Source organism: Kineothrix sp. MB12-C1 (assembly GCF_030863805.1).
Classification (GTDB): domain Bacteria; phylum Bacillota; class Clostridia; order Lachnospirales; family Lachnospiraceae; genus Kineothrix.
In genome coordinates this window covers 333,519-358,682 of record NZ_CP132957.1, presented here as the reverse complement: position 1 = coordinate 358,682, position 25,164 = coordinate 333,519, and the positions used below count along the sequence as shown (strand labels likewise).

General features: G+C 41.3%; 25 protein-coding genes. 24 read left to right on the top strand and 1 reads right to left on the bottom strand.

The window, feature by feature from the left end; all coding sequences use genetic code 11:
* Positions 1-26 precede the first annotated feature (26 nt).
* The 11 genes from RBB56_RS01790 to RBB56_RS01740 all read left to right on the top strand — a co-directional run bounded on the left by RBB56_RS01790 (position 27) and on the right by RBB56_RS01740 (position 9,374).
* Positions 27-1,343, top strand: a complete 1,317-nt coding sequence (locus tag RBB56_RS01790; RefSeq protein ID WP_306720701.1) for a methyl-accepting chemotaxis protein — start codon at positions 27-29, stop codon at positions 1,341-1,343.
* 299 nt (positions 1,344-1,642) lie between these two features.
* The gene (locus RBB56_RS01785; protein WP_331526359.1) at positions 1,643-2,011 is read left to right on the top strand and encodes a nuclear transport factor 2 family protein; all 369 of its coding nucleotides are present in this window, start codon (positions 1,643-1,645) and stop codon (positions 2,009-2,011) included.
* 66 nt (positions 2,012-2,077) lie between these two features.
* Positions 2,078-2,416: a DUF5655 domain-containing protein gene (locus RBB56_RS01780; protein ID WP_306720699.1), complete on the top strand. Its 339-nt coding sequence runs from the start codon at positions 2,078-2,080 to the stop codon at positions 2,414-2,416.
* 56 nt (positions 2,417-2,472) lie between these two features.
* Positions 2,473-3,048 (top strand): GNAT family N-acetyltransferase, encoded by a 576-nt coding sequence (locus RBB56_RS01775; protein WP_306720698.1) that lies wholly within the window; start codon positions 2,473-2,475, stop codon positions 3,046-3,048.
* A gap of 197 nt (positions 3,049-3,245) precedes the next feature.
* A complete protein-coding gene (locus tag RBB56_RS01770) occupies positions 3,246-3,800 on the top strand; it encodes a glutathione peroxidase (RefSeq protein ID WP_306720697.1) in 555 nt (184 codons plus the stop codon).
* A gap of 40 nt (positions 3,801-3,840) precedes the next feature.
* A complete protein-coding gene (locus RBB56_RS01765) occupies positions 3,841-4,299 on the top strand; it encodes a cupin domain-containing protein (protein ID WP_306720696.1) in 459 nt (152 codons plus the stop codon).
* A 220-nt stretch (positions 4,300-4,519) separates the two neighbouring features.
* Positions 4,520-5,059 carry a DUF6323 family protein gene (locus tag RBB56_RS01760; RefSeq protein ID WP_306720695.1) on the top strand — a complete coding sequence of 180 codons (540 nt, stop codon included), beginning with the start codon at positions 4,520-4,522 and terminating at the stop codon, positions 5,057-5,059.
* A 13-nt stretch (positions 5,060-5,072) separates the two neighbouring features.
* Positions 5,073-5,915: a DUF6179 domain-containing protein gene (locus RBB56_RS01755; RefSeq protein WP_306720694.1), complete on the top strand. Its 843-nt coding sequence runs from the start codon at positions 5,073-5,075 to the stop codon at positions 5,913-5,915.
* Positions 5,916-6,348: 433 nt separating this feature from the next.
* Complete coding sequence (locus tag RBB56_RS01750; RefSeq protein ID WP_306720693.1) at positions 6,349-7,434, top strand: GGDEF domain-containing protein; 1,086 nt, start codon at positions 6,349-6,351, stop codon at positions 7,432-7,434.
* Between the two features lie 110 nt (positions 7,435-7,544).
* Complete coding sequence (locus tag RBB56_RS01745; protein WP_306720692.1) at positions 7,545-8,492, top strand: hypothetical protein; 948 nt, start codon at positions 7,545-7,547, stop codon at positions 8,490-8,492.
* Between the two features lie 3 nt (positions 8,493-8,495).
* A complete protein-coding gene (locus RBB56_RS01740; RefSeq protein ID WP_306720691.1) occupies positions 8,496-9,374 on the top strand; it encodes a TPM domain-containing protein in 879 nt (292 codons plus the stop codon).
* A gap of 271 nt (positions 9,375-9,645) precedes the next feature.
* Here the strand turns inward: RBB56_RS01740 and rpsT are convergent, their stop codons facing one another.
* On the bottom strand, positions 9,646-9,909 hold the full coding sequence (gene rpsT / locus RBB56_RS01735) for a 30S ribosomal protein S20 (protein WP_306720690.1): 264 nt from the start codon (positions 9,907-9,909) through the stop codon (positions 9,646-9,648).
* 229 nt (positions 9,910-10,138) lie between these two features.
* Between rpsT and gpr the strand changes: the two genes are divergently transcribed.
* The 13 genes from gpr to fliE all read left to right on the top strand — a co-directional run bounded on the left by gpr (position 10,139) and on the right by fliE (position 25,130).
* Complete coding sequence (gene gpr / locus RBB56_RS01730; protein ID WP_306720689.1) at positions 10,139-11,005, top strand: GPR endopeptidase; 867 nt, start codon at positions 10,139-10,141, stop codon at positions 11,003-11,005.
* A gap of 139 nt (positions 11,006-11,144) precedes the next feature.
* Positions 11,145-12,494, top strand: coding sequence for a stage II sporulation protein P (locus RBB56_RS01725; RefSeq protein ID WP_306720688.1), 1,350 nt, complete (start codon positions 11,145-11,147; stop codon positions 12,492-12,494).
* Between the two features lie 49 nt (positions 12,495-12,543).
* A complete protein-coding gene (gene lepA, locus RBB56_RS01720; protein WP_306720687.1) occupies positions 12,544-14,358 on the top strand; it encodes a translation elongation factor 4 in 1,815 nt (604 codons plus the stop codon).
* Positions 14,348-15,532, top strand: coding sequence for a radical SAM family heme chaperone HemW (hemW, locus tag RBB56_RS01715; RefSeq protein ID WP_306720686.1), 1,185 nt, complete (start codon positions 14,348-14,350; stop codon positions 15,530-15,532). The genes lepA and hemW overlap by 11 nt, the downstream gene beginning before the upstream one ends.
* Before the next feature lie 250 nt (positions 15,533-15,782).
* Positions 15,783-16,418 (top strand): RNA polymerase sporulation sigma factor SigK, encoded by a 636-nt coding sequence (sigK, locus tag RBB56_RS01710; RefSeq protein WP_306720685.1) that lies wholly within the window; start codon positions 15,783-15,785, stop codon positions 16,416-16,418.
* Positions 16,419-16,444: 26 nt separating this feature from the next.
* Positions 16,445-17,638 (top strand): HD-GYP domain-containing protein, encoded by a 1,194-nt coding sequence (locus RBB56_RS01705; protein WP_306720684.1) that lies wholly within the window; start codon positions 16,445-16,447, stop codon positions 17,636-17,638.
* Between the two features lie 139 nt (positions 17,639-17,777).
* A complete protein-coding gene (locus tag RBB56_RS01700; protein ID WP_306720683.1) occupies positions 17,778-19,301 on the top strand; it encodes a YifB family Mg chelatase-like AAA ATPase in 1,524 nt (507 codons plus the stop codon).
* Complete coding sequence (gene dprA / locus RBB56_RS01695; protein WP_306722065.1) at positions 19,298-20,440, top strand: DNA-processing protein DprA; 1,143 nt, start codon at positions 19,298-19,300, stop codon at positions 20,438-20,440. The genes RBB56_RS01700 and dprA overlap by 4 nt, the downstream gene beginning before the upstream one ends.
* A gap of 179 nt (positions 20,441-20,619) precedes the next feature.
* The gene (topA, locus tag RBB56_RS01690; RefSeq protein WP_306720682.1) at positions 20,620-22,701 is read left to right on the top strand and encodes a type I DNA topoisomerase; all 2,082 of its coding nucleotides are present in this window, start codon (positions 20,620-20,622) and stop codon (positions 22,699-22,701) included.
* Positions 22,702-22,897: 196 nt separating this feature from the next.
* Positions 22,898-23,686: a GTP-sensing pleiotropic transcriptional regulator CodY gene (gene codY / locus RBB56_RS01685; RefSeq protein WP_306720681.1), complete on the top strand. Its 789-nt coding sequence runs from the start codon at positions 22,898-22,900 to the stop codon at positions 23,684-23,686.
* A gap of 211 nt (positions 23,687-23,897) precedes the next feature.
* On the top strand, positions 23,898-24,287 hold the full coding sequence (gene flgB / locus RBB56_RS01680; protein WP_306720680.1) for a flagellar basal body rod protein FlgB: 390 nt from the start codon (positions 23,898-23,900) through the stop codon (positions 24,285-24,287).
* Between the two features lie 20 nt (positions 24,288-24,307).
* Complete coding sequence (gene flgC, locus RBB56_RS01675) at positions 24,308-24,754, top strand: flagellar basal body rod protein FlgC (protein ID WP_306720679.1); 447 nt, start codon at positions 24,308-24,310, stop codon at positions 24,752-24,754.
* Positions 24,755-24,806: 52 nt separating this feature from the next.
* Positions 24,807-25,130 (top strand): flagellar hook-basal body complex protein FliE, encoded by a 324-nt coding sequence (gene fliE, locus RBB56_RS01670; protein WP_306720678.1) that lies wholly within the window; start codon positions 24,807-24,809, stop codon positions 25,128-25,130.
* Positions 25,131-25,164: the final 34 nt, after the last annotated feature.

Sequence of the window (25,164 nt, the reverse complement as noted above, 5' to 3'; positions counted from 1 at the left end):
GATAAAAGAAAGGAACTTGGATACATATGGAGGAAACGAATAAGAAGGGGGCATGGCTTCGCCTCTTAGTGATGATTATGATACCGGAGGTTATATTTGCCCTGGTAATGGTATTTTTTCTATTTAAGGTGGAAGCACAGGGGATGTCGGCCGGAACGGCGGCATTGGTTCTCGTTTTACTTTTGCTGGGCATCGGTGCGGGAATCTTTGCAGTGATTGAGGTTATCTTGAAGAACCTGGGAAAAATGGCGAGAAATTTCGATCAGATTGCTGATGGAACGATATTGCTCGACGGTAATAAGCTGACGAAACGCAATGATGAGTTAGGACAGATGATGCGCAGTGTAAATGAGATGATGCAGTCATTTGCTAAAGTAGTGGTAGGAATCCGTAATGCGGTAGATTCTCTGGACTCTCTTTCCGGTGATTTCAAAGAGTCCTTTGGCAATATGACAACAGCTTTGGAGCAGGTGAGCCGTGAAGTGGAAAGTATTGCGGATAATACAGTGTCACAGGCTAATCAGACGAAGAGTATTGAAGAAGAGATTATCGATATCAGCCATGCCATAGAAGTAATTGCATCCAACATCGAAGCGCTGACAGGAAGTGCGGATAAGATGAAGGATTATAATCGTTCCTCCGAAGAGATTATGCAGGAGCTAGTAACAATCAGTGAAGAGAATAGCGTTTCAATTGAAAATGTTAGAAATCAGACGAATCTTACCAATCAATCGGCACAGGAAATTCGTCAGGCAACGGATATTATCGCGGGAATTGCCAGTCAGACTAACTTGCTTGCGCTGAATGCTTCTATTGAGGCAGCCAGAGCAGGAGAGCAGGGGAAAGGCTTCGCAGTGGTTGCCGAAGAAATCAGGACTTTAGCAGATCAATCGAGAGAATCCTCGGAACATATCAGTAAGATTGTTAATTTGTTAATATCGAATTCCGATGAAAGTGTGGAAGTGACGCAGAAGGTATCCGATGCTTTTGTACTGCAGAATGAGAAGATCCGCAGAACAAAGGAGATATTTGCGCATCTGAATCATGAAATTATGAGTGTAGGAGCTTCTATTGATGAGATAAGTACGGAGGTAAATGCTTTAGATCAGCATAAGGATTTGATGAAAGAGGGAATTGTAGAATTATCCGATGCTGCTATATCTAATACGACAAGTGCCAGAGAGACTACCGATGCTATGCTGGAATTCGAAGGACTTGTATCTGACTGCAAACAAGCCACCGAACAGATTACTTCTGTTACGAAGGATTTAATCGAAAATGTAGAAAAGATAGGTATGACGGCAGAACGCAGAAGAGCGATGCTGGATAAGTATAAGAGATAAAATATACATAATAGAAAATAAATAAACATAATTAAAAAGTCAGGGAAAAATCTTTCGAAGATTTCACCCTGACTTTTTATATCATAAGATTCGGATTGGACACCCGAATCATCATAGGAAATCATTGTTGTAGTAATGGATAGAAGTGTTATGATTTCCTGGATATAAAAGAGGTATAAAATTATATGGAAGCTTAATAAAAGATATAGTATAATTTTTCATAATAATAGTCAGTGATATTAGATGACATTGGTGGCATACAGCGAATAAAATGATGGTTTGGAGAAGGGAATGTGGTTGTGGAGAAGTTGATAAAACAATACTGGAACTGTATTGTGAGGCAGGATAAAGAAGAACTGAGAAAGTATTTTCATGAGGATGCTTGTATTCGGTGGCATAATACAAACGAGCAATTTAATGTTGAGGAATTTATAAGAGCGAACTGTGAATACCCGGGGAGTTGGGATGGCGCTGTTGAGCGCATAGAACAAATTGGCAATACAGTTATTTCTGTTGTCCGTGTTTGGACAAAGGAGATGTCCTTTCATGTAACTTCATTTATCAGTATAGAGGAAAGAAAAATAAAAACTCTGGATGAATACTGGGGTGATGATGGGGAACCTCCCCGGTGGAGGAAGGATAAGCATATTGGAGGGCCGATACATTAGAAGCCTAGGAGTATCTTGCAAACATGTCGGAAATAATTATAAAGTTGAACTGGTGAGGTGATGTATATGAGGGAAGAAGTCCAGTCTTACCTGGGGAAATATAACGAAGAAATACAAGATCTTTTTATTGCGATACGAGAACTTATTATTAAAAGTACACTTTGTGAAATAGAAGAAAAAATGTGGGCTAAATTACCAAGCTTTTATGTGAAAGATAAATTTATAAGAGTAATTCCTTTTAAAGACCATGTTAATATTCAAACACCTGTGATCATTAAGTATAAGTCACAATTAGAGCAATATAGGATAACGCCGCAAGGAATGCTGCAGATTTATTTAAATCAGGAGATACCTTATGATATTTTGCAACTTATTTTTATGGAATCTCTTATACAGGCAAATTGAGGATGCAGTTTTTGATACATAGGAAGTTTATACCACATCTGAAAGGATCACTCAATATGACAAAACCAGACAAAATTAAGTATGTACAAACTTGTATCTCCACTTCATGGTCTTGCCCTGAAGATGTCTTTTCACAAAGAAAAAATATAATAATAGAAACCGATAAGACCTTCTTTGAAATAGTAACGTTTGGTTCTAACGCTGTGATAAGAGCAGATAAAGAGATTTTCAATTGGTGTGTTGAGAGTTTTTCGGATATACCTGCAATTGATATTATGGATGGAGAGAATTTGCCAGAACTGTATTTGGATAATCGCTTCGATAGTGCATTAAATTATGAATATAAAGGGGAGGTGCTTGCAATAGTTGCGCGAAAAGACAAGGATATTGCAGCAGTTGTAGCTGTTGATGATTATCATCATGGCCTATGGCAAATAGGTATTGATACTGTTGTCGATTATAGAGGTCAGGGTCTTGCGGCATATCTTGTGAAAGAAATAGCAATGGAGAGCAAAAAGAGAAATCAGGTCCCCTTTTATACAACATGGAGTCCTAATATAGCTTCAACCCGAACTGCAATCTCGGCAGGTTTTTCACCAATATGGATGGAATACTTTGCAGAGAATATTTAAGTATTGAAATTTGTTTTTAATATCTTGCTTTTAATAATTAGTTTTTATATAGAATAGGATTGACAAGTGTAAATAAGTTGTGTAAAATCAATATAAATCAAGCTCAATATTATTGAGAACAATTAATATGGTGATTTATAGATAGTAAAGATATTAGAAGAACATGAAAACAAAGAATTAGGAAGGGAGAAGAAATTATGGCAGAAAAAAAGGTTTATGATTTTATGGTAGAGGATATAAAGGGAGATGAAGTTTCCCTGAGCGAATATGAAGGGAAGATCCTTCTGATTGTGAATACTGCAACACAGTGTGGATTTACTCCTCAATATGATATTTTACAGGACTTATACGAGAAGTATCAGGGAGAGGGACTTGAAATTTTGGATTTCCCATGTAATCAGTTCGGTAATCAGGCACCCGGAAGCAATGAAGAGATTGCTGCCTTCTGTGACGCTCATTATGGAATTACCTTCCCTCGCTTTACAAAGATTAATGTGAACGGAGAGCATGCGATACCGCTTTATCGATATTTGGTGGAAGAGAAAGGCTTTGAAGGTTTTAGTCCGGAGAGCAATATGACTCCTATATTGGAAGATGTTTTGGAAAAAAGCAATCCTAATTACAAAAATGAACCGGATATTAAATGGAATTTCACAAAGTTTCTGATTAATAGAGAAGGGCATGTAGTAGAACGCTTTGAACCAACAGAAGATATGGGATATGTAGAAGATAGAATAGCGCAACTGCTGTAAAACAAAATAGCTTCTTGTTCCATAGATATGGTATTTGCATATGATGATAAGAGAATGGGGAAAGGAGTCTCTAATGTTTTATTATCATGCGACAGGTACTGCTGATTATGGACCATATCCCTTTGTGGCTAATATCGGAGAAGATGCCAGGAAAAACGAGAACTTCCGAAGGACATTGTGGACAGGGCGATACTTACAGACGACGTTGATGTCTATTCCGGTTCGCGGAGAGATTGGCTTAGAAAGGCATCCGGATACGGATCAAATGATACGTATCGAGGAAGGTCGGGGATTGGTTCGTATAGGGAATACGAAGGATGAGTTGGATTTCCAGCAGCATCTATGTAAAGGAGATACCGTCTTTGTGCCGGCCGGAGTTTGGCATAATATAATTAATATGGGTATGGTACCTCTTCAGGTTTCGTCTACTTATGCACCCCCTGCTCATCTGCGGGGAACGGTACATCGGACGAAAGAGGATGATACGGAAGAATATTGAATTCTTTGGAACGAAAGTATAAATAGGACGTTAAGAACAATAAAAAGGAGACGAAAAGCAAAAATGCTATCGTCTCTTTTTCTATTATTATAATACCACAAAATTCATATTTTTTCAATTCTTGTAATGTTATTTATTTGGTATAAAATGAATAATTACCAAGACTGTCAGGTTACCTTGATGGTTTTAGTAAACTTTGGGGAAAGGGCGGTTATTCAATATGAAAGATAATATATATGAATTGCTGGTAATGGCTGGAAATAAGCAGCAATTGGAAACAGTACTTTCATGCAATGCAAGGACGGAAAAATATGGACTTTCGTTAACAAAGGAGGAGGCACAGATGCTGGTACAGTCGAGGCAGGAAAGCTTAAAGACTCAGCGCCGGGTAGAATTTGGGGAAGGAATAATAACTGAATTAATCGATGCTTTCTGTGATTCTGTGTATATCGATCAGAATAACTATGTGCAAACATTGACACAGTTGCAGGATATTTTTTACTTATATAAAAATGAAGCACAGGATAACCTAACGGATGATGAACTGATTATGGTAATGAAGGAGTTATATGAAGGGATTTGCTTCGGCTCTGTAGAGTATCTTGAGGAGACTTGTCTGGAACGATTCGCCAGAGCAGTTCGTGCGGGTTACCGTGGATACGAGAAAAGTGGAGGGAAAGGGGAAGCGAGTAAGTTCTCGGAAGAAAAAAGATGGGACAGGGATTTGTATCTCGAAGTCTTATATGATGAATTGTGCTGATAAGGAGGAAACTATGGACTATAAAATGGAAGAATTGCTGCCTGTTGTCAAGAAGTTAACGGACAAATACACGAGTAAAGCCAGTACCTCCATTACGTATGAAACTGCCGAACAGTTAATGGGGGCCGTTTTATATTGTATCAAAGAGCGTGAAATGGCGGGAGATGAACTAGGAGTGGATGAGGTATCTGTGGTTAAAAAAGATAGGGTAAGCGCGATAGAAGCATACGAAGCAGGATATCAGGCCGTTTTGCAGAAAGTGAAGAAGACAAAAGAACTGTACGATATCTTGATAGAGGATTTCGATTCTTATGGGAATCGAGCTCTTTTCGATACGGTAAGCCAAGGAATGCCGGAATTTTTTATTCATTATGACGCAAGATTTTTCCCGCAGGATCATATTTTAACTCTGGATTATCCCTTATTGGATGCGAGAAAACAAAAAGAGAAATCCGGGATTGATTTAATTTACAAATATCTTTCTTGTATCGCTACGGAGCAGCGTTTCCTGAAGACTTTTTCAAAAGCTTATGTTTTGGAAGTGCTGCGCGAATATCATAGAGAATACGAGGAATTATTGATTAATCTCCCATCCATCGTTCTAAGGAGTGTGATTAAGCGTATGCTAGAGTCCCATGAGGAATACAGGAATCAAAAAGTAGAAATAAGATGGAAGAATAAAAAAGCGTTGGAAGAAGAGATAAGATTTCTTTTTCATATATTTATTCAGGAGGAATATGGGGAAAGAGAAGATGATCGGTTATTTTTGCAAGAGGTGAAGGACTACCTATCTCAAGATATCCCTGATTTCACAGCAGAACTTGCAGCAGCTTTGTGCCCTCACAGCTACATGTGAACATCCATTAAAATTACCTTCGGTGATGGAATTTTTACTTCCTAATTCCATACATCCTTACAGTCAACGCAGTAAATGCACAGATATGCTGAATAGTACCAAAGTTTTTCCATTCTTTTGCGCACCAAAGCGTAGATACTGCATAGCATATAATTGAAGTAATAAAAGTGACATATTGCATCTGTGGGACGGTAATTGATTCTGACTTGTTCCATGGATGCTTTTTCTTTATCGGGAGGAATTATTTTACGTCAAGTCAGTGAAAAGATAAGTGAAAATCCCTTTATCGAAGATGACTTTAATGGATTTTCACATGTAACAGTGAGGGGGCTGAACTGTTATAAAAAAGTTTGATAAAAGGTAAGAATTAAGTTATAATATCGTTATATAAGGGGATCATGCAAGTGCAGGGTGAGGGAACCGGAGGGCAGGGATGATTCGTAAGTTAACGAAAGTGATATTGCAGGATGTAAAGAGTGAGAATGAGACAAAGAAGGCGGCTGTCATACTGAGGATGAATGCTATTATTATGTGCATTTACTTTTTGGTTCTTCTATGTGCATTTTTTATCACAGGGGGTGCGAACCTTTTTGTTGTATGTATATCCTTGTTATGTGCCTATGGGGTATCTTTTTATACGACCTACATGAACTGTACCAGAAAGTCAATTATCTTCGTACATATTCTGACAGGAGGATGGATTATCCTTTTTATCAGAGATTTTGGATGGGATTGCGGTGTACAGCATTTTATATTTGTTCTTCTGGTTTTGAATTTCACGACCAGTTATAGTAAATTTAGTTGGAAGTTACTCGTAGGAGCTGCATTATGCGTTTTCCGGCTTGCTTTAAATGTCTATACGATGACGTATGATCCTGTTTTCATTATGTCGAAGAACATGCAGATTACTTTTCAAGTTATAAACACACTCTTTGTATTCATCAGCATTACAACAATTATGGCAGTGTTTACAGAGAATTCGCAGGAAATGGAGAAGAAGCTCGTTATATATAATGAAAAACTTCATGGATTGGCAGCGCTGGATCCGTTGACCGGACTTTTGAACAGGCGCAGTATCAGGGAGTATTTGGAGCAAAAAGAAAAAGAGTGCAGGGATGGAAAGCTGCAGAGTCTCTCTCTGGCTCTTGCGGATATTGATTTCTTTAAGCGGGTAAATGATACATATGGCCACGAGTGCGGTGACGTTGTACTACAGCATCTGGCGGATCTATTTGAGAAGTGCATTGGGATGAAAGGGAAAAGCAGCCGCTGGGGCGGTGAGGAATTCCTCTTCGTTTTTGATAACATAAACGGTGATGATGCAATGATTATTCTGGATGAGCTTCGCAGAAAGATACAGATGATGGAGATCAACTATCGGGGCGAGTCCATAAAGGTAACGATGACCTTCGGTTTGGGTGAATTCGACTTTAAAAAAGGGATCGATGTTACCATTTGTGATATAGATGAGAAGCTATATCACGGTAAGCACTCAGGAAGAAACAAGATAGTATATTAAAGATAACAGTTCGGCTAAAGTGAAAATACTGAACTATTACATATTAAAGCAAGCAGGGAAGATAGGGGGAGAAAATGTTATTTCGGTGTAAGAATTGTGGAGGTAATGCTGTGTTCGCTCCAGGGGTGGGGAGGATGTATTGTCCTCACTGCGATGGTTTGGATAGTGAAGAGCAGGAAAATAAAGAGGTGCAGACGGAATGTGTAAACTGTGGGGCTCCTCTTACGATAGGTGAGTACGATTCCACTTGCCAATGTGAATATTGCGAAAGCTATATTATATTGGATCATAGAGTGAGCGGAGAGTATCGGCCGAATCTCATGCTTCCGTTTAAGATTGACAAAAAAGGTGCGGTAGAGCTGTTGCGAAATGAGTTCAGGAAGAGAGTCTTTACGCCGGGTAGTTTCTTGTCCGAGGCTACCTTAAAAGAGATGAAAGGAATCTATGTACCTTTTTGGATGTATGATTACGCATCGAATTATAAATATACGGGAAAGGGAACGAAAGTCCGTGTATGGAGAACGGGAGATACGGAATATACAGAGACTTCCTACTATCGCATCGAACGGGATATGGATGCTGAGTTCGAGAAGGTGCCGGTGGATGCTTCGGTTGTCATGCCAAATGATGTGATGGACTTAATGGAACCTTATGACCATAAGTTACTGGAAGGTTTTGAAGAAAAATATATGTCAGGCTTCTTCGGGGAGATTTATTCGGAAGGAGAGGAGGCTTTGGAAGGCAGGGCTAAAGAAAAGGTAAAACGGGATTTGGAGTCTTTACTGCATGAGACCGTTACGGGTTATACATCGGTAGTACCTGAGAGACAGAATATATCCATGGAAAAACATATGGCAAATTATGCGTTGCTTCCGGTCTGGCGTTATCTTTACCGCTACCAGGAGAAAGATTATTATTTTCATGTGAATGGACAAACGGGTAAAATTACCGGTTCAACACCTGTATCTAAGAAGAAAGTATTATCTTATGGTGTTACTGTATTCGCAGTTGTGTGGATGATGTTAGTCTTTCTTATTGGAATCTTGGAGGTGATATAGGCGATGAAGCAATATATTCACTACTTTAAATGGATATTTATCATAACTGCAATTCTTGGACTTGTGTACGGAGGGATAGCACTTACCCGTGGAATGCATAGTTATGGAGAACGTTCTAATACGGAAAGTCTTACGACAGAGAGAGTATTTGATTATGGCGATGTTTTGCTGGATGAGGAAGAAGACAATCTGCGCAAGCTCATTGCGAAAAGAGAAAAGCAAACAGGTTGTGATATTATACTTGTTACTCTGAACGAATCGTTGAAGGAATACGCAACACAAAAGGAAGGGAACGTTCCTTATTCGGAATTTGTGCGGATTTATGCGGAACAGTTTTATGATGATAATAAATTCGGATACAATAAACCTATCGGTGATGGTGTTCTTCTATTGGATAATTGGTATCGTGAGGATGATGGCAGAATCTATACCTGGCTTTGTACTACAGGCAGAGTGAAGGAAGAACATGGAAATGAACTTGTCGATCGTGTTCTCGATGGGGTATATAATTATGTGGAATATAACCCTTACAGGGCCTATGAAGCATACATAAATGAATTTTATCAGGAGATGACAGGACGAGGAGATTTGGCAGGGGCGATACCTTTTTGGGTTCCTCTTTTGATAGCAGGAGTTTCTGCCCTTATTTTCATAGCACTGCATTGGAGTTCGAAAAAAGGCAGCAGGACGACAGTGCCGACCACCTATGTAAATGACGGCAGGCCGAAGATGAGAAGAAAAGAAGATATTCTCGTGAATAAAGTCGTGACAAAAAGACATATTCCCAGAAATGACTCAGGAGGTTCGAGGGGCAGTGGAGGCGGAGGCGGTAGAAGCTATGGCGGTGGTGGAAGCCACGGCGGAGGCGGACGAAGCCGCTAGTTACTATTCAGCCTACGGCGCGGTGTTGATGGCTGAACTGTTACATGTAACAAGGTCGTTCCTATAGAAGAACAAAAGTGTGCTTTGCCCACTCTCGCGATTTAAACCTTTGGCAGCACAGCTTTTGTTCCGCGCGCGTAGCTGCGCATCAATTGGTTCTTTAATAGGAGCACTTTCCTATTAAATAAAAAAACAACCCACATGACGGTATGGGTTGTTTTTGGTTTGCCTAATATAGGCAAATTCTTATCATTTCGTCTATATCGAAAAATTAAGCCATCTTATTAACAGCAGCAGCCAGACGGGAAACTTTTCTAGAAGCGGTATTCTTGTGATATACGCCCTTCGTAGAAGCTTTGTCAATTGCAGAAGTAGCAGCTAATAATGCAGCAGAAGCAGCTTCTTTGTCGTTTGCTTCAATTGCAACAGTTACTTTCTTCATAGCTGTTTTAACGCCGGACTTAATCGCTTTGTTTCTATCAGCTTTTGCGTTGTTCACTAAAATTCTTTTTTTTGCAGATTTGATGTTAGCCAAGACTTACACCTCCTATTTATTCTCAATCAGTCAATTTTGTATGAGATTTCATTAAATCCGGACACGGACGTTTTAATGAAATACACGAATATCATTGTAAAATAAGACTTTGCAGATGTCAATACATAATTCATCTATTTTTGCAAAAAATACAAGTCAGAGAAGTTTTTTGCAGCAAAAGGTAAGGATTGCATAAATTAAACAAAGAAAAGGATTTGGGAGCGGAGAGATGGGTTGTTTTCAGGTAAGGACAGACTTGGCCCTGGAGGCCAGAGAGAGTATCGGAGAAGCGGACGGGGAAATCAGAGGCGTCAGTGTGGAAGAAAGCTATGACGAGAAAAATGAGATAAGAGTCACCAGGGTTGTTATCGAGACAAAAAATGGAGCGAAAGCAATGGGCAAACCAATTGGCATCTATACGACTTTGGAGGCGCCGAGAATGGTAGAACCGGATGAGAATTATCATCAGGAGATTTCGTCTGCTCTGGCAAAGGAATTAAAGAATATTATTCCTGAGTCAGAAGAAGAAAAATCAGTTCTAATAGTAGGTCTGGGCAATAGGGATGTAACGGCGGATGCTCTTGGACCGAATGTGGCGGACAATTTATTTATCACAAGACATGTGGTAAAGGAATATGGCAAAGCGGCGTACAGCAAGGACCGGATGAATATGGTGAGTAGTATCGTGCCGGGAGTAATGGCGAAAACAGGTATGGAGAGTGCAGAGATCATTAAGGGAGTTGTGGAACAGACAAAGCCTGATGTGATCCTTGTTGTGGATGCTCTTGCAGCCCGTTCTACGAAGCGGCTGAATCGGACGATACAGGTGACGAATACCGGCATCCATCCGGGTTCCGGTGTAGGTAACCATAGAAATGCCATTACAGAGGAAAGTCTTGAAGTTCCGGTTGTCGCTATCGGTGTACCGACAGTAGTGGATGCGGCAACGATCGTAAATGATGCGGTGTCGGGAGAAATGGATATTAACCTGGCGGAATTAAACAATATGTATGTAACGAGTAAGGATGTGGATTATCAAATTAAACAGATTAGCCATGTGATTTGTGATGCGATTAATGAAGCTCTGGAATTATAAGCTGTCTTCCGGCATATAATTGCTTAGTTGTTATTTATAATAACTTTGCGATTATCGCAACTTTGCGTATGAAGCCGGGGTGAAGTGATTGCATTTTAAAAACAAAAGCCACAACAAGGGTATTAGAAAAAAGAAAATAATGGTAGTTTGTGGGGCGATTTTAATCGTAATCACCCTTTTTTGCGTTATTTTATCCGGTCTTTCGAAGGAACGGGAAGAGACGGATTATAAAATAGGGGAAAAGATGGCTGGCTGGCTACAAGAGCGGATGGTGGAGACATACATGCCTGTTTTTGCTTTTATGGAAGAAGAGACAGGCATTCAAAACTCTCTTTTTTTGTCGGGCTTTCTGACGCAGCAACTAAAAGACGCAATAGCAGGGAATCTGCCTATCTATGGATATAGCGAGGCGCAGGCAAGGGAATTGGTGAGTATAGAAGATGAGGACACTTATGATCTATTGATTAGGCAAGAGGGAACCGATGAGGAACGTAAGGATCTGGATGACGGAGCTTTGGAGTATGAGGAGGATGCCCTCCATATTGATGGTGATTTACAGCGGGCAATGCTGGAGGAAAATAGACAGAAAAAGGATGAAGAAGAGATAAGCGGTGAGCAAGGGGAAGATGCGGCGATGGAAGAAGCGAAGAACCAGCCGGAAACGCAGGAGAATGAGGGAGAGAAGACAGGGATTAGAGAATTTGTACGGGCAGAGGAAAAAAGTTATGAATATGATTGGGACTCTCTTACCGAATATGATGATATTATATCGGCTTTCTATGCTGTTGATAAGACCACATCGATTACAGATAGTCAATTGAACCTGGAAAGCCTTCTGGGGAAGGATATGAAGATGAAGGCCTCCGCAGATATGCCTCAAATATTGATTTATCATACTCATTCCCAAGAAGCTTTCGCAGATTCGATACCGGGAGATGAATCCACTACAGTAGTGGGGGCAGGAGAGCGGCTGGCACAGGTTCTTCGAGAAGAATATGGCTATAATGTAATCCATCATACAGGGAAATATGATGTGGAATCGAGAGATTATGCTTATGCCAATGCACTTCCTGCTGTTGAGCAAATACTTGCAGAGAATCCAACGATAGAGGTTGTCATTGATCTGCATCGGGATGCGATGCCGGTAGGAAGGAGACTTGTTATCGATTTACAAGGACGCCCCACTGCTCAGTTCATGTTTTTTAATGGATTGAGCCGTAGCAGACAAAAGGGAGATATCTCTCATTTGGAAAATCCATATACGGATGACAACCTCGCCTTTTCCTTCCAGGCCCAGACCGCTTGCAATGAGTATTATCCGGGAATTGCAAGAAGAATCTATCTAAAAGCATTCCGTTATAATATGCATTTGAGGCCGAAGTCGTTGTTGATAGAGTTGGGAGCGCAGAACAATACGGTAGAAGAAATTATGAATGCCTGTGATCCGTTAGCACACGTAATTTCCATTGTGTTGGAAGGGGATTTATGATATACTTATTCGGATTATAAACCGGATGATAAACTAGCGGAGGAAACAAATGTCAGGCATAGATCAGAGTAAAATAAGGAATTTTTGTATTGTGGCTCATATCGACCACGGGAAGTCCACTTTGGCAGACCGTATTATAGAAAGTACGGGACTTTTAACGAGCCGCGAGATGCAGGCACAGATTCTGGATAATATGGACCTTGAGAGAGAACGCGGAATTACCATTAAGGCACAGACGGTCCGTATTATATACAAAGCGAAGGATGGAGAGGAGTATGTGTTTAACTTAATCGATACTCCGGGACATGTAGACTTTAATTATGAGGTCAGCAGGAGTCTTGCCGCTTGTGATGGAGCGATTCTGGTGGTGGATGCTGCACAGGGTATCGAGGCACAGACACTTGCTAACGTATATTTGGCATTGGACCATAACCTGGATGTTTTCCCAGTTATTAATAAGATTGATTTACCGAGTGCAGATCCTCAGCGTGTGAAGGATGAGGTCGAAGATATTATTGGTATTGAGGCACAGGATGCACCTCTTATTTCCGCCAAAAAGGGCCTCGGCATCGAAGATGTGTTAGAGGCGGTAGTGCACAAAATACCTGCCCCTACAGGCAGTGCGGATCATCCTCTGCAGGCGCTTATTTTTGATTCTTTATACGATCCCTATAAAGGAGTTATTATCTTCTGCCGTATCAAAGAGGGCAGAGTGAGCAAAGGAACACAGATTAAGATGATGGCTACCGGGGCAAAAGCAGAGGTAGTAGAGGTGGGGTATTTCGGACCGGGACAGTTTATTCCTTGTGAAGAGTTGTCTGCAGGTATGGTAGGTTATATTACAGCATCGATTAAAAACGTAAGGGATACGGCAGTGGGAGATACGGTGACTGATGTGAAAAACCCCTGCACAGAACCTTTGCCGGGATATAAGAAGGTGAATTCCATGGTATATTGCGGAATGTACCCGGCGGATGGAGCTAAATACCCAGACTTAAGGGATGCCTTGGAGAAGCTGCAGCTCAATGATGCTTCCCTTCATTATGAACCGGAGACTTCAGTAGCTCTCGGGTTCGGTTACCGTTGCGGATTTTTAGGCCTTTTGCACTTAGAGATTATTCAAGAGCGTCTGGAAAGAGAATATAATCTGGATCTCGTAACGACAGCGCCCAGCGTTATTTATAAGGTGCATAAGCATAATGGAGAAGTCATTGAACTTACGAATCCTTCCAATCTTCCTGAACCTACGGAAATCGAATATATGGAAGAGCCTGTGGTAAGTGCGGAGATTATGGTGACGACGGAATATATCGGAGCAATTATGGAGCTTTGCCAGGAGCGAAGAGGGCGCTATCTCGGTATGGACTATATGGAAGAAACACGTGCTCTGTTGAAGTACGAGTTACCTTTAAATGAAATAATCTATGATTTCTTCGATGCGTTGAAATCCCGTTCTAAAGGGTATGCATCCTTCGATTATGATTTAAAGGGTTACGAAGAGTCCAAGCTGGTGAAGCTGGATATTCTCATTAATAAAGAGGAAGTGGACGCACTCTCCTTTATCGTACACGCGGAAAGTGCTTATGAGAGGGGGCGGAAAATGTGCGAGAAACTAAAAGATGAGATTCCCAGACATTTGTTTGAAGTTCCGATACAAGCAGCGGTAGGCGGCAAAGTAATCGCCAGAGAGACGGTAAAGGCAATGCGCAAGGACGTGCTTGCGAAGTGCTATGGTGGTGACATCAGCCGTAAGAAGAAGTTGCTCGAGAAGCAGAAGGAAGGTAAAAAGCGCATGCGCCAGGTTGGTAATGTGGAGATTCCTCAAAAGGCATTTATGAGCGTATTGAAGTTGGATGATAGATAAGGGAGCTGATATGTTAAGCATATATATTCATATTCCCTTTTGTGTAAAAAAGTGCTTCTATTGTGATTTTCTATCCTTTTCATCCGATAGAGAGGAAAAAGAAGCGTATATCCAGGCGTTGCTCGAAGAAATAAAAAGGGAAGCGCCTCGATATAAAAGCCATCTGGTGGATACGGTCTTCTTCGGGGGAGGAACTCCCTCCTTGCTGGACGGTGGGCAGATTGTGGGTATTATGGAGGCGTTGAAGAGATGTTATCACTTTGCCACAACACCGGAAGTTACAATAGAGGTCAATCCGGGAACAGTGGATAAAGAGAAGTTATTAGCATATCAGAAGGCAGGGATCAACCGTTTAAGCATAGGTACTCAATCGCTTCAGGAAGAAGAACTGCAGCTGCTCGGAAGAATTCATGGTGTTTCCGACTTCTACCGAACGTTCTACATGGCAAGAGAGGTGGGATTTGATAATATCAATATAGACCTTATGTCGGCGCTTCCGGGGCAGAAGATAGAGTCGTATCGGGATAGTCTGGATAAAGTCATAGAACTTCAGCCGGAGCATATTTCAGCCTATAGTCTTATTATTGAAGAAGGAACGCCTTTCTTTGATCGGTATGGGATTGATGCGAAGCAGAAGGAAATGCTACCATCAGAAGAAGAAGAGCGACTTATGTATGAAGAGACCGGACGGCTTTTGGATGAGGCTGGTTACTGGCGTTACGAAATCTCGAATTATGCGCGGGCCGGCAGAGAGTGCCGTCACAATATCGCTTATTGGAAGCGTGAGAATTATGTGGGGTTTGGCCTGGGATCGGCTTCTATGGTGGATAATGTTCGTTGGAAGAATACTTCCGATATATCGAAGTACATGGCAATGTTCTCAGGGCAGGCAGCAGATGATGTTTCGGGAGACAGAAGCGATATTAGGGAAGAAATACAGTATTTAAGCATGGAGGAACAGATGGAGGAATTCATGTTTCTTGGACTTCGTCTGACAGGGGGAGTGAGCCGTGCAGTATTTCTGAAACTGTTTCAAAAGAATATAGAGGATGTATATGGAGATGTACTGACGAAACTTCGCAAACAGGGGCTGATAAAGTCATTTGAACAGATTACGCTAACCCCATTTGGCAGGGATGTGAGCAATTATGTTTTGGCACAATTTCTTCTTTAATTGATTGCTATTTCTTATAATAATTTGTATAATATAGATAACTATCCAGCAGGTCTGCGCATTTATCGCGCCGACCGCAAGAATGCGTGGAATAGCAAGGGAAAGTCCCATCACCGAAGGTGATTTTAATGGACTTTCGCATGTAACTGTGAAGGTATTGAACAGTTAGTAATATAGTTAATTTAGATGGAAAGGCACTAGAAGTGCAGCCGGGTCATAGAATATAATAAATTGACTTCGGGGGCGCTTTTTGAAAACTTTCCAAAAACCTTTAACCGCGGAAGAAGAAGCCCGCTATATTCAGAACCTGCAAAAAGGAAGCAGTGACAAGGCGAGAGAAGCAAGGGAAATTTTAATTGAGCGCAATTTACGCCTGGTGGCCCATATTGCTAAGAAGTATCAGAATGTAGACGAGGATATGGAAGATTTAATTTCCATAGGAACCATAGGGCTAATTAAGGCAGTAGCCTCTTTTGATGCTAGCAAAGGGAAACTCAGTACATATGCGTCTCGCTGTATTGATAACGAATTGCTAATGCTCATCCGTTCTAAGAGAAAGACGTCGAAAGAAGTATCTTTGTATGAGCCGATAGGAACGGACAAAGAAGGTAATGAGATAAATCTGCTCGATATTATAGAGACGGAACAGATTGATGTAATAGACAAGATGGAATTGCGTAGTGATTTGAAGAAGCTGACGAATTTGTTGGAATTATTAGAAGGAAGAGAAAAAGAAATTATTTATTTAAGATATGGGCTGGAGAACGGAAGGGAAGTAACGCAACGAGAAATAGGAGAGCGGCTTGGAATATCCAGAAGTTATGTTTCGCGTATTGAGAAAAGGGCTTTGAGTAAGCTAAAGAGGGGTTTTGAGAAGGAATTTTGAAGAACGTTGGATAAGGGGGACAGAATATGCTTTTTGTAAAAACGGATCAATTAAAAACGGGGATGAGATTGGCAAGACCCATTTATAACAAGGATGGTGTTTTGCTATATGAACGCAGTTCTAAGCTTACGGCTCAAGGTATTCAGGGGATTAAAGGATTTGGACTGCTTGGGCTGTTTATATTGGAGCCGGCGGAGCCGGTGCCTCCGATGACACAGGAAGATATTTTGTTTGAACGCTTCCAGACGATGACTGTCTTTTCTTTGCGGGAAGAGCTGAACAAAGTAAAGGAAGGTAAGAGAGGACCGAAGCTTCAGGTTATTGTGAATAATATTTTGAGGCGTTATGGTCATCTGGATAAAAAGATTAACTTTATACAGAATCTGCGAAGTAAAGAGGATCATGTCTATAAGCACGCATTGAATACAGCGATTCTCAGTGCAATGATGACGCATGTATTGAATGTGAAGCTAGAGGATAAGACGGATACGATTATTGCAGCTCTTGTGCATAATGTGGGTTTGTTGTCTCTGCCAAAGCATCTTGCAGACAAAGAATTGCCTACGGAGGCCGAACAAGAGGCGATGGTTTCTTATGAAGTGGCCGGTTTTGAATTGATAGGCAGAGTATTTGCTATGGAGCCTAATATCAAACGTATCTGTGTGCAGTCCCAGCGCATACTAGAGGGGCTTAGGAGAGGCAAAGAAGATGATAAAATTAAGACAGTGGTCATAGGCGCCCGTGTATTGATGGTAGCTCAGACTTACGATATGATGACTGCAATGCACTTGAATGGAGCTCCGGTATCGGAAGTGTCGGCAATCAAGTATTTACTTGCTCATCCGGATGTGTTCGACCCTGAAGTGGTGGATGCGCTCATTCAATCCATTCATATTCTCGCACCGGGTACCAGTGTGGAGTTGAATACGGGGGAAAAAGCTATTGTTATCAGAAGTAATGATGAAAATATTCTCCGTCCGATGGTATTAGGGTTTAAACATAACAATATTATGGATTTATTGGATAGGGCGTATAGCGATTTGGAAGTCGTGGATATTATGAAAACCATGGATAATCGTTGTATTATCGATGTGCAGACCTTGAGAGAACACGGTTTTTATGTGGATGGCCAGGATGAAGGCGAAATTCGCACAGGAATCCAAGAAGAAAACGGTGATGTCATAGAAGTGGAAGAGTACATCCCGGGACAGTTTTTCTAAAAGATTATAAGTTTCCTACGGCCGGCATTCTTTGCCGGACGTATGGAGTGACTTATCTATTTATATTCTTTGTTTTTCATGGGGAAGTCTCCCCGGTATTTCATTTCAAGTTTAAAGTTAATATTATAAGGAGGAAAATATGTTCAGTACTATTACTTCAGCCACCATCAGTGGAATGAATGTTATTCTTGTGCAAGTGGAAGTAGACGTATCACAAGGACTTCCCTGTTTGATGATGGTCGGTTATTTGAGCAGTGCGGTGAAAGAGGCCGGGGAGCGTGTTCGGGTGGCGCTTAAGAATTCCGGAATCTCTATACCTCCTGTTCGTATTACAGTGAATCTTTCCCCGGCAGATGTAAGGAAGGAGGGGACTTCTTTTGATCTTCCTATCGCTGTCGGAATGTTGCAATCCCTCGGTCACGTGAAGGAGGATGCTTTGTCGGACACTATGATTGCCGGAGAACTCAGTCTTGACGGAAAGGTAAATGCTATAAAAGGCATCCTGCCTTTAGTAAGAAAAGCGAAGGAAATGGGAATAAGAAGATGCCTTGTTCCGGAAGAGAATAAAGCGGAAGGGGATGTGATAGAGGGCATTGATGTAATCGGGGTTATCTCTTTGCAGGAAGCCCTTATTTATTTAAGGGGAGAGAAAATAGATCGAATATCGGAAAAGAAAAAGGTGCGGCACAAGAAAGGGAAATTACTTCCTGATTTCTCTGAAATAAGCGGGCAGACAGCAGCGAAAAGAGCAGTGGAAATCGCGGCAGCCGGGTTCCACAACTTGCTTTTAGTTGGACCGCCGGGATCGGGTAAAACGATGATAGCAAAGCGGATACCGGGTATCTTGCCACCGCTTACGAGAGAGGAATGTCTGGAGGTTTCTACGCTTTACAGCATATCAGGATTGTTAAATAGCGAGGAAACATTAATTACAAAACGACCTTTTATGAGTCCGCATCATACTGTGACAGCCAAATCTCTTATAGGAGGGGGACTTATTCCGAAGCCCGGGGTCATAAGTCTGGCACATAAAGGTGTACTCTTTTTGGATGAAATGACGGAGATGAGCAACAGCGTTTTGGACATGTTGAGGCAGCCCCTGGAGGATAAAAGAGTCAATATTGCGCGAGTTGGAGGAAACTATACTTATCCGGCCGATTTTATGTTGGTAGGGGCAGTTAACCCATGCCCTTGCGGATACTATCCCGATATGAGCAGATGTCGATGTAATCATGCGGCGATTGTAAAGTATCAAAACAGTATATCCGGGCCGATTATGGATCGTATTGATTTATGTGCCGAAGTACCTCAAATTTCTATGAAAGAATTGGTGAATAAAGTGGAAGGTGAATCCAGTGCCTCCATTCGGAGCCGGGTGATTGCAGCGAGGAATAGGCAAAAGGAGCGGTATAAAGGGAGGGGATATGATTTCAATGCGGGACTCACAGCTAAGGATATCGGGAGATTCTGCCCCATGGAGGAACGAGAAAGAAAATTGATAGAACAGGCATTTGAACGATTTAAACTCAGTGCGAGAGGCTACTATCGTATCTTGCGTGTGGCGCGTACCATTGCTGATTTGGATGGAAGTGAAAAGATAGAAGAAATACATTTGTCGGAAGCACTTGGCTACCGCGTGGAGGGGAATCAATATTGGGAATGAAGGAAAATACGAATTGTGATAAGGAAGCAGCCTATGGCTATTGGCTTGCTAATGTAAAGGGACTTGGCAATCGGATGAGATGTATGTTGACAGATTATGCAGGGACAGCGAGAGCGGTCTATGAAATGTCGGAACAGGAATTGAAGGAATTGATTCCAATGGCAAGAGTAGAGAAAGTTATTGCTTCCAAAAGAGACTGGGAGTTAGAAAAAAAGTATCGAACTCTTTCGATAAAGGGAATGGATTTTGTAGGGTGGAAACAGTCCGCTTATCCTCAGAAGTTGACAAAAATAGCAGATCCCCCCTTTGCTCTTTATTATTATGGAGGCCTGCCGGAAGAGTCGCTGCCTTCAGTAGCATTAATAGGAGCACGGCAGTGTTCCGAGTATGGACGATATATGGCGAAAGTATGTGGGAGTGAACTGGCGAAAGCGGGTGTTTCGGTGGTGAGCGGTATGGCAAGGGGAATTGATGGAATCGGCCAGTATGCAGCTCTTTTAGAAGGGGGAAAGAGTTATGCCGTATTAGGATGTGGTATCGATATATGCTATCCATCGGAGAATAGATACGTTTATGAACAGATGAAGAAAAAAGGAGGAATTATCTCCGAATATAACCCTGGTACACAGCCACAGCCACAGCTTTTTCCGCCGAGAAACAGAATTATCAGCGGATTGGCGGATGTGATCATTATTGTGGAGGCAAAAGAGAAAAGCGGAACTTTAATTACTGCGGATATGGCGCTGGAGCAGGGGAAAGAAGTGTATGTGATTCCGGGGAGAGTGACAGATCCTTTAAGTGAAGGTTGTAATCGCCTGATCAAACAAGGAGCTGGTATATTTTCTACGGTATCAGAGCTATTGGAAGAAACGGGATTATGCCAGAAAAAGAGCGGAGGAGGCGGTATACGATTAGAAAAGGGAGAAGAAAGCACAGAAGGAAGGAGAAGCGAAGAGGAGCTGGATGAAACGAAAAGAGGCTTATTGCGACACCTCGATTTCTATCCTAAGAATATAGAACAGTTACATATGGAGTCGGGAATTGATTATCGGGAATTAGTATGTGAATTAATGCATTTATGTGTAGCGGGTAAAGCGAGACAAGTGTCAGCGGGACAATATCAGAAAGAGGGATTGTAGTAATTTGTTTCCGATAAATGAATAAAAATTCTAAATTTTTCATAATATTACTTGCAAGCGATGAGAATTTATTGTATAGTGGTGCAAGTTGTAAGCCGGGCGGCTTGCTATATTAGATAGATGCACTATATATAGAAGAAACAGGTCGTTACGATGAACAAACAGACAGGGGAAGTAATATGGCGAAATATTTAGTAATTGTAGAATCACCAGCAAAAGTGAAGACGATTAAAAAGTTTTTAGGACCGAATTATGAGGTTGCGGCGAGCAATGGGCATGTGCGTGATATGCCTAAAAGTCAACTTGGAATTGACATAGAGAATAATTATGAACCGAAATATATTACAATTAGGGGAAAAGGAGATATTCTTGCAAACCTTCGCAAAGAAGTTAAAAAGGCTGAAAAAATCTACTTGGCAACTGACCCTGACCGCGAGGGAGAAGCTATTTCGTGGCATCTTACAAAGGCATTAAAGCTAGAGGATAAAAAGGTTTACCGTATTACTTTCAATGAAATTACAAAAAATGCGGTAAAGGAATCATTAAAAAATGCACGTAAAGTGGACATGGACCTAGTGGATGCTCAACAGGCGCGAAGAGTTCTGGATCGTATGGTGGGATATCGTATTTCTCCGGTGTTATGGGCAAAAGTGAAAAGAGGATTAAGTGCGGGACGTGTACAGTCAGTAGCTTTGCGTATTATTTGTGATAGAGAGGATGAAATCAACGCGTTTATTCCTGAGGAATATTGGACTCTGGATGCCTTGCTTCACGTTCAGGGAGAGAAGAAGCCTTTAGCGGCTAAATATTATGGTACTCCGGACGGGAAAGTGAATATCTCTTCAGAGGAACAGCTAAAAGGTATTATGGCTGAATTGGAAGGTGCTGAATATGAAGTAGCAGAAGTGAAAAAAGGAGAAAGAACTAAAAAGGCTCCTTTGCCTTTTACCACATCGACGCTACAACAGGAGGCTAGTAAAGTTCTCAATTTTTCTACACAGAAGACGATGCGCCTTGCACAGCAGCTTTATGAGGGGATTGATATTAAGGGCAATGGTACGGTCGGTATTATCACTTATCTCCGTACGGATTCCACGAGAGTATCGGAGGAAGCTGAGAATCATGCCAAAGAATATATCGATAGAACATATGGAAACGAATATGCGGCGGAAACAGCTCGCGAAAAGAAGGCGACCCAGAAGATTCAGGATGCTCATGAAGCAATCCGCCCTACAGATATTGCGAGAACGCCTTTTGAACTTAAGGAATCTCTGTCAAGAGATCAATTCCGTTTGTATCAGCTTATATGGAAGCGATTTACTGCGAGTAGGATGAATCCGGCAAAATATGAAACTACTTCGGTGAAGATAGACGGAAATGGACATCGATTCACTGTGGCGGCATCGAAGATTCTTTTCGATGGTTTCATGAGCGTTTATACCGATGATGAAGAAAAAGTGGATAACAATACTTTGGTAAGAGGTATCGACAAAGAGACGAAGCTTAACTTCGAAGCGTTCGATTATAAACAGCATTTTACGCAACCTGCTCCTCATTATACGGAAGCCTCTCTTGTACGTGCATTAGAGGAACTTGGGATTGGACGCCCCAGTACTTATGCTCCGACCATCACTACCATTCTTGCAAGAAGATATGTAGTAAAAGAAAATAAAAACCTTTATGTGACGGAGCTTGGAGAAGTAGTGAACAATATGATGAAAGAAGCCTTTCCGAGTATTGTTGATGTGAACTTTACGGCTAATATGGAGGTGCTGTTGGATGGTGTGGAGGAAGGCACGATTAATTGGAAGATTGTCATTTCCAATTTCTATCCTGATTTAGAGGAAGCGGTGAAGAAGGCGGAAAAGGAATTGGAACATGTGAAGATCGCTGACGAAGTATCGGATGAAGTGTGCGAACTTTGCGGGAAACAGATGGTGATTAAGTATGGGCCTCATGGACGTTTTTTAGCCTGTCCCGGTTTCCCGGAGTGCCGAAATACGAAGCCCTATCTGGAGAAAACCGGAATTGACTGTCCGAAGTGCGGCAAGGATATTGTGCTTAAGAAGACAAAAAAAGGGAGAAAGTATTATGGTTGCGTAGATAATCCTGAATGTGACTTTATGGTGTGGCAAAAACCTTCCAAAGAGGCATGTCCGGAATGTGGTTCTCTTATGTTGGAAAAAGGAAATAAACTTGTATGTACGAAGGAAGAGTGCGGTTTTGTAAAGAATAAAGCAAATAATTCGGAAAATTTATAGTAAGTATATGGAAAAAATATGAGAATTAGCAATAAAATTGTCTAATTTTTAAATAATTCCCTCGGGAAACGTTGATAATGAGAAAATAGTGTGATACAATTGACCTGTTAATCAACAATTCCGAGGGTTTTTATATTTGCAGCAACCGGAAAACAGCGGCATATGCCGAATACAAAAGGAAAAGTGAGGTAGGGGAATGAGCAGCGTTCAGTTATTGGACAAAACGAGAAAAATAGGGAAGCTGTTACACAATAATAATTCCAGCAAAGTAGTTTTTAATGATATATGCAATGTTTTGTGTGAAATATTGTTTTCTAATGTTCTTGTCATCAGTAAGAAAGGAAAGGTGTTGGGGGTTGCGACATCTCCGGGTGTGGACTCCATTAATGAACTAATCGTTGACAACGTCGGGGGATTTATTGATGCTATGCTAAATGAGAGAATGCTTGCCGTTTTGTCTACGAAAGAAAATGTGAACTTAGAGACTCTTGGTTTTGAAAGCGAGAATGTGAAGAAGATTCAGGCGATTATCACCCCTATCGATATTGCAGGGGAGCGACTTGGAACTTTGTTTATTTATAAATGTAACGAACAGTATGATATCGATGATATTATTTTGTGCGAATACGGGACAACGGTAGTGGGACTCGAGATGCTTCGGGCGGTGAATGAAGAAAGTGCGGAAGAAGGCAGGAAGATTGCGGTGGTGCGCTCTGCAGTAGGGACACTTTCTTTCTCCGAGTTAGAGGCAGTCACCCATATTTTTGATGAATTGGGAGGTATGGAAGGAATACTGGTTGCGAGTAAGATTGCAGACCGAGTGGGAATTACCCGTTCTGTGATTGTTAATGCTCTTAGAAAGTTCGAAAGTGCGGGAGTTATCGAATCTCGTTCTTCAGGAATGAAGGGGACATACATCAAAGTGTTAAATGATGTAGTGTTTGACGAAATAGAGAAAATAAAAAAAGAAAACAGAAAACAATGAAAAAATATATAAAATGAAAGAAAATGGAAAGGATTTATAGAATTATTCATAAATCCTTTTCGACTTTTTTTGCAAAAAAACTTGTGTTTTTTTGTAAATAATCTATAATAGAAGAAGTAGAATAGGATGGCTATATTTAGGGGTTTTTTTGGAAAAAGTAGTTTCTGCTATCCAAGATATAGTCGGAATGAAAAAACAAAGGAGAACCGGTATGATTAACAGCAATGCATTTGATTATATTAATGTTCTGGATAAAGCGGCGGATGCGACATGGATTCGTAATGAAGTGCTGGCGAATAATATAGCGAATGCTACCACTCCGGGCTATAAGAGGCAGGATGTGGAATTCGAGACGGAATTGAAGCGAGCCTTGAAGAATTCTAAATATGGGTCTATGGATGACAAGGTGGGAGATTTGAAGATCAATAGGTTAAATCCGCGTACATACAGAGATTCAGCTAATTTTTCCTATCGTTTGGACGGGAATAATGTAGATATCGAGACTGAAAACGTAACGCTTGCGGCTAACCAGTTACGTTATAATGGCTTGGTTGACAGCATGACTCATGAATTCAAGAATATTCAGATGGTTTCAAAATAAAAAGCAGGGGAGTATGACAGATGAGCAATATTTTTTCGTCTTTTAACATTAATTCATCAGGAATGACCGCGCAGAGATATCGCATGGATATCATTTCGCAGAATCTTGCGAATGCCAATACTACGCGTACGGAGGATGGGACTCCTTACCGTAGGCAGGTGGTTACTTTTGCTGAGAAGAATTCTCAGACACCTTTTAGCCGCGTGTTGAATACGGCGACGGATAGATACTCGGGAACGGGTGTTAAGGTGGATGGCGTTTATGAGGATACCTGGACGGAGATGGTGAAGACTTATGATCCTTCGCATCCGGACGCAGATGAGGATGGATATGTACTATATCCTAATGTGAGTATTATTACAGAGATGACGAATATGATTGATGCCAGCCGGGCATATGAAGCGAATGCTACCGCTTTTACGGCTAGCAAGTCCATGGCCTTGAAGGGGTTGGAAATGGGCAAGTGATAAAGTAAATAGCATAGGGTCTGAGTTTGATGTTTAATAATGGAGGGAAACAATGGATATCACATCCTTATACAATGTGACGTCGGGTGCCGTGAAAGAGGCGGTAGGAACTAGCGCAATTGGAAGAAAAGCGATAGAGGCGGCGGACACTTCTTTTGATAGTATACTTACGAAAGCGATGGAAAATATTAACACCACAAACAGTTATTTGTCGGATGCGGAAAATGAAGAGATTAGGTGGGCGCTGGGAGAAACCCAGAATACACATGATCTTACGGTAGCTCTTGGTAAGGCATCTGCCGCGTTGCAATATACGGTAGCGGTTAGGGATCGATTATTGGATGCTTACAAAGAGATTATGCAAATACAAATCTAAAAAGTCTGATAGAATTTTACGTCGGATAAGGAGA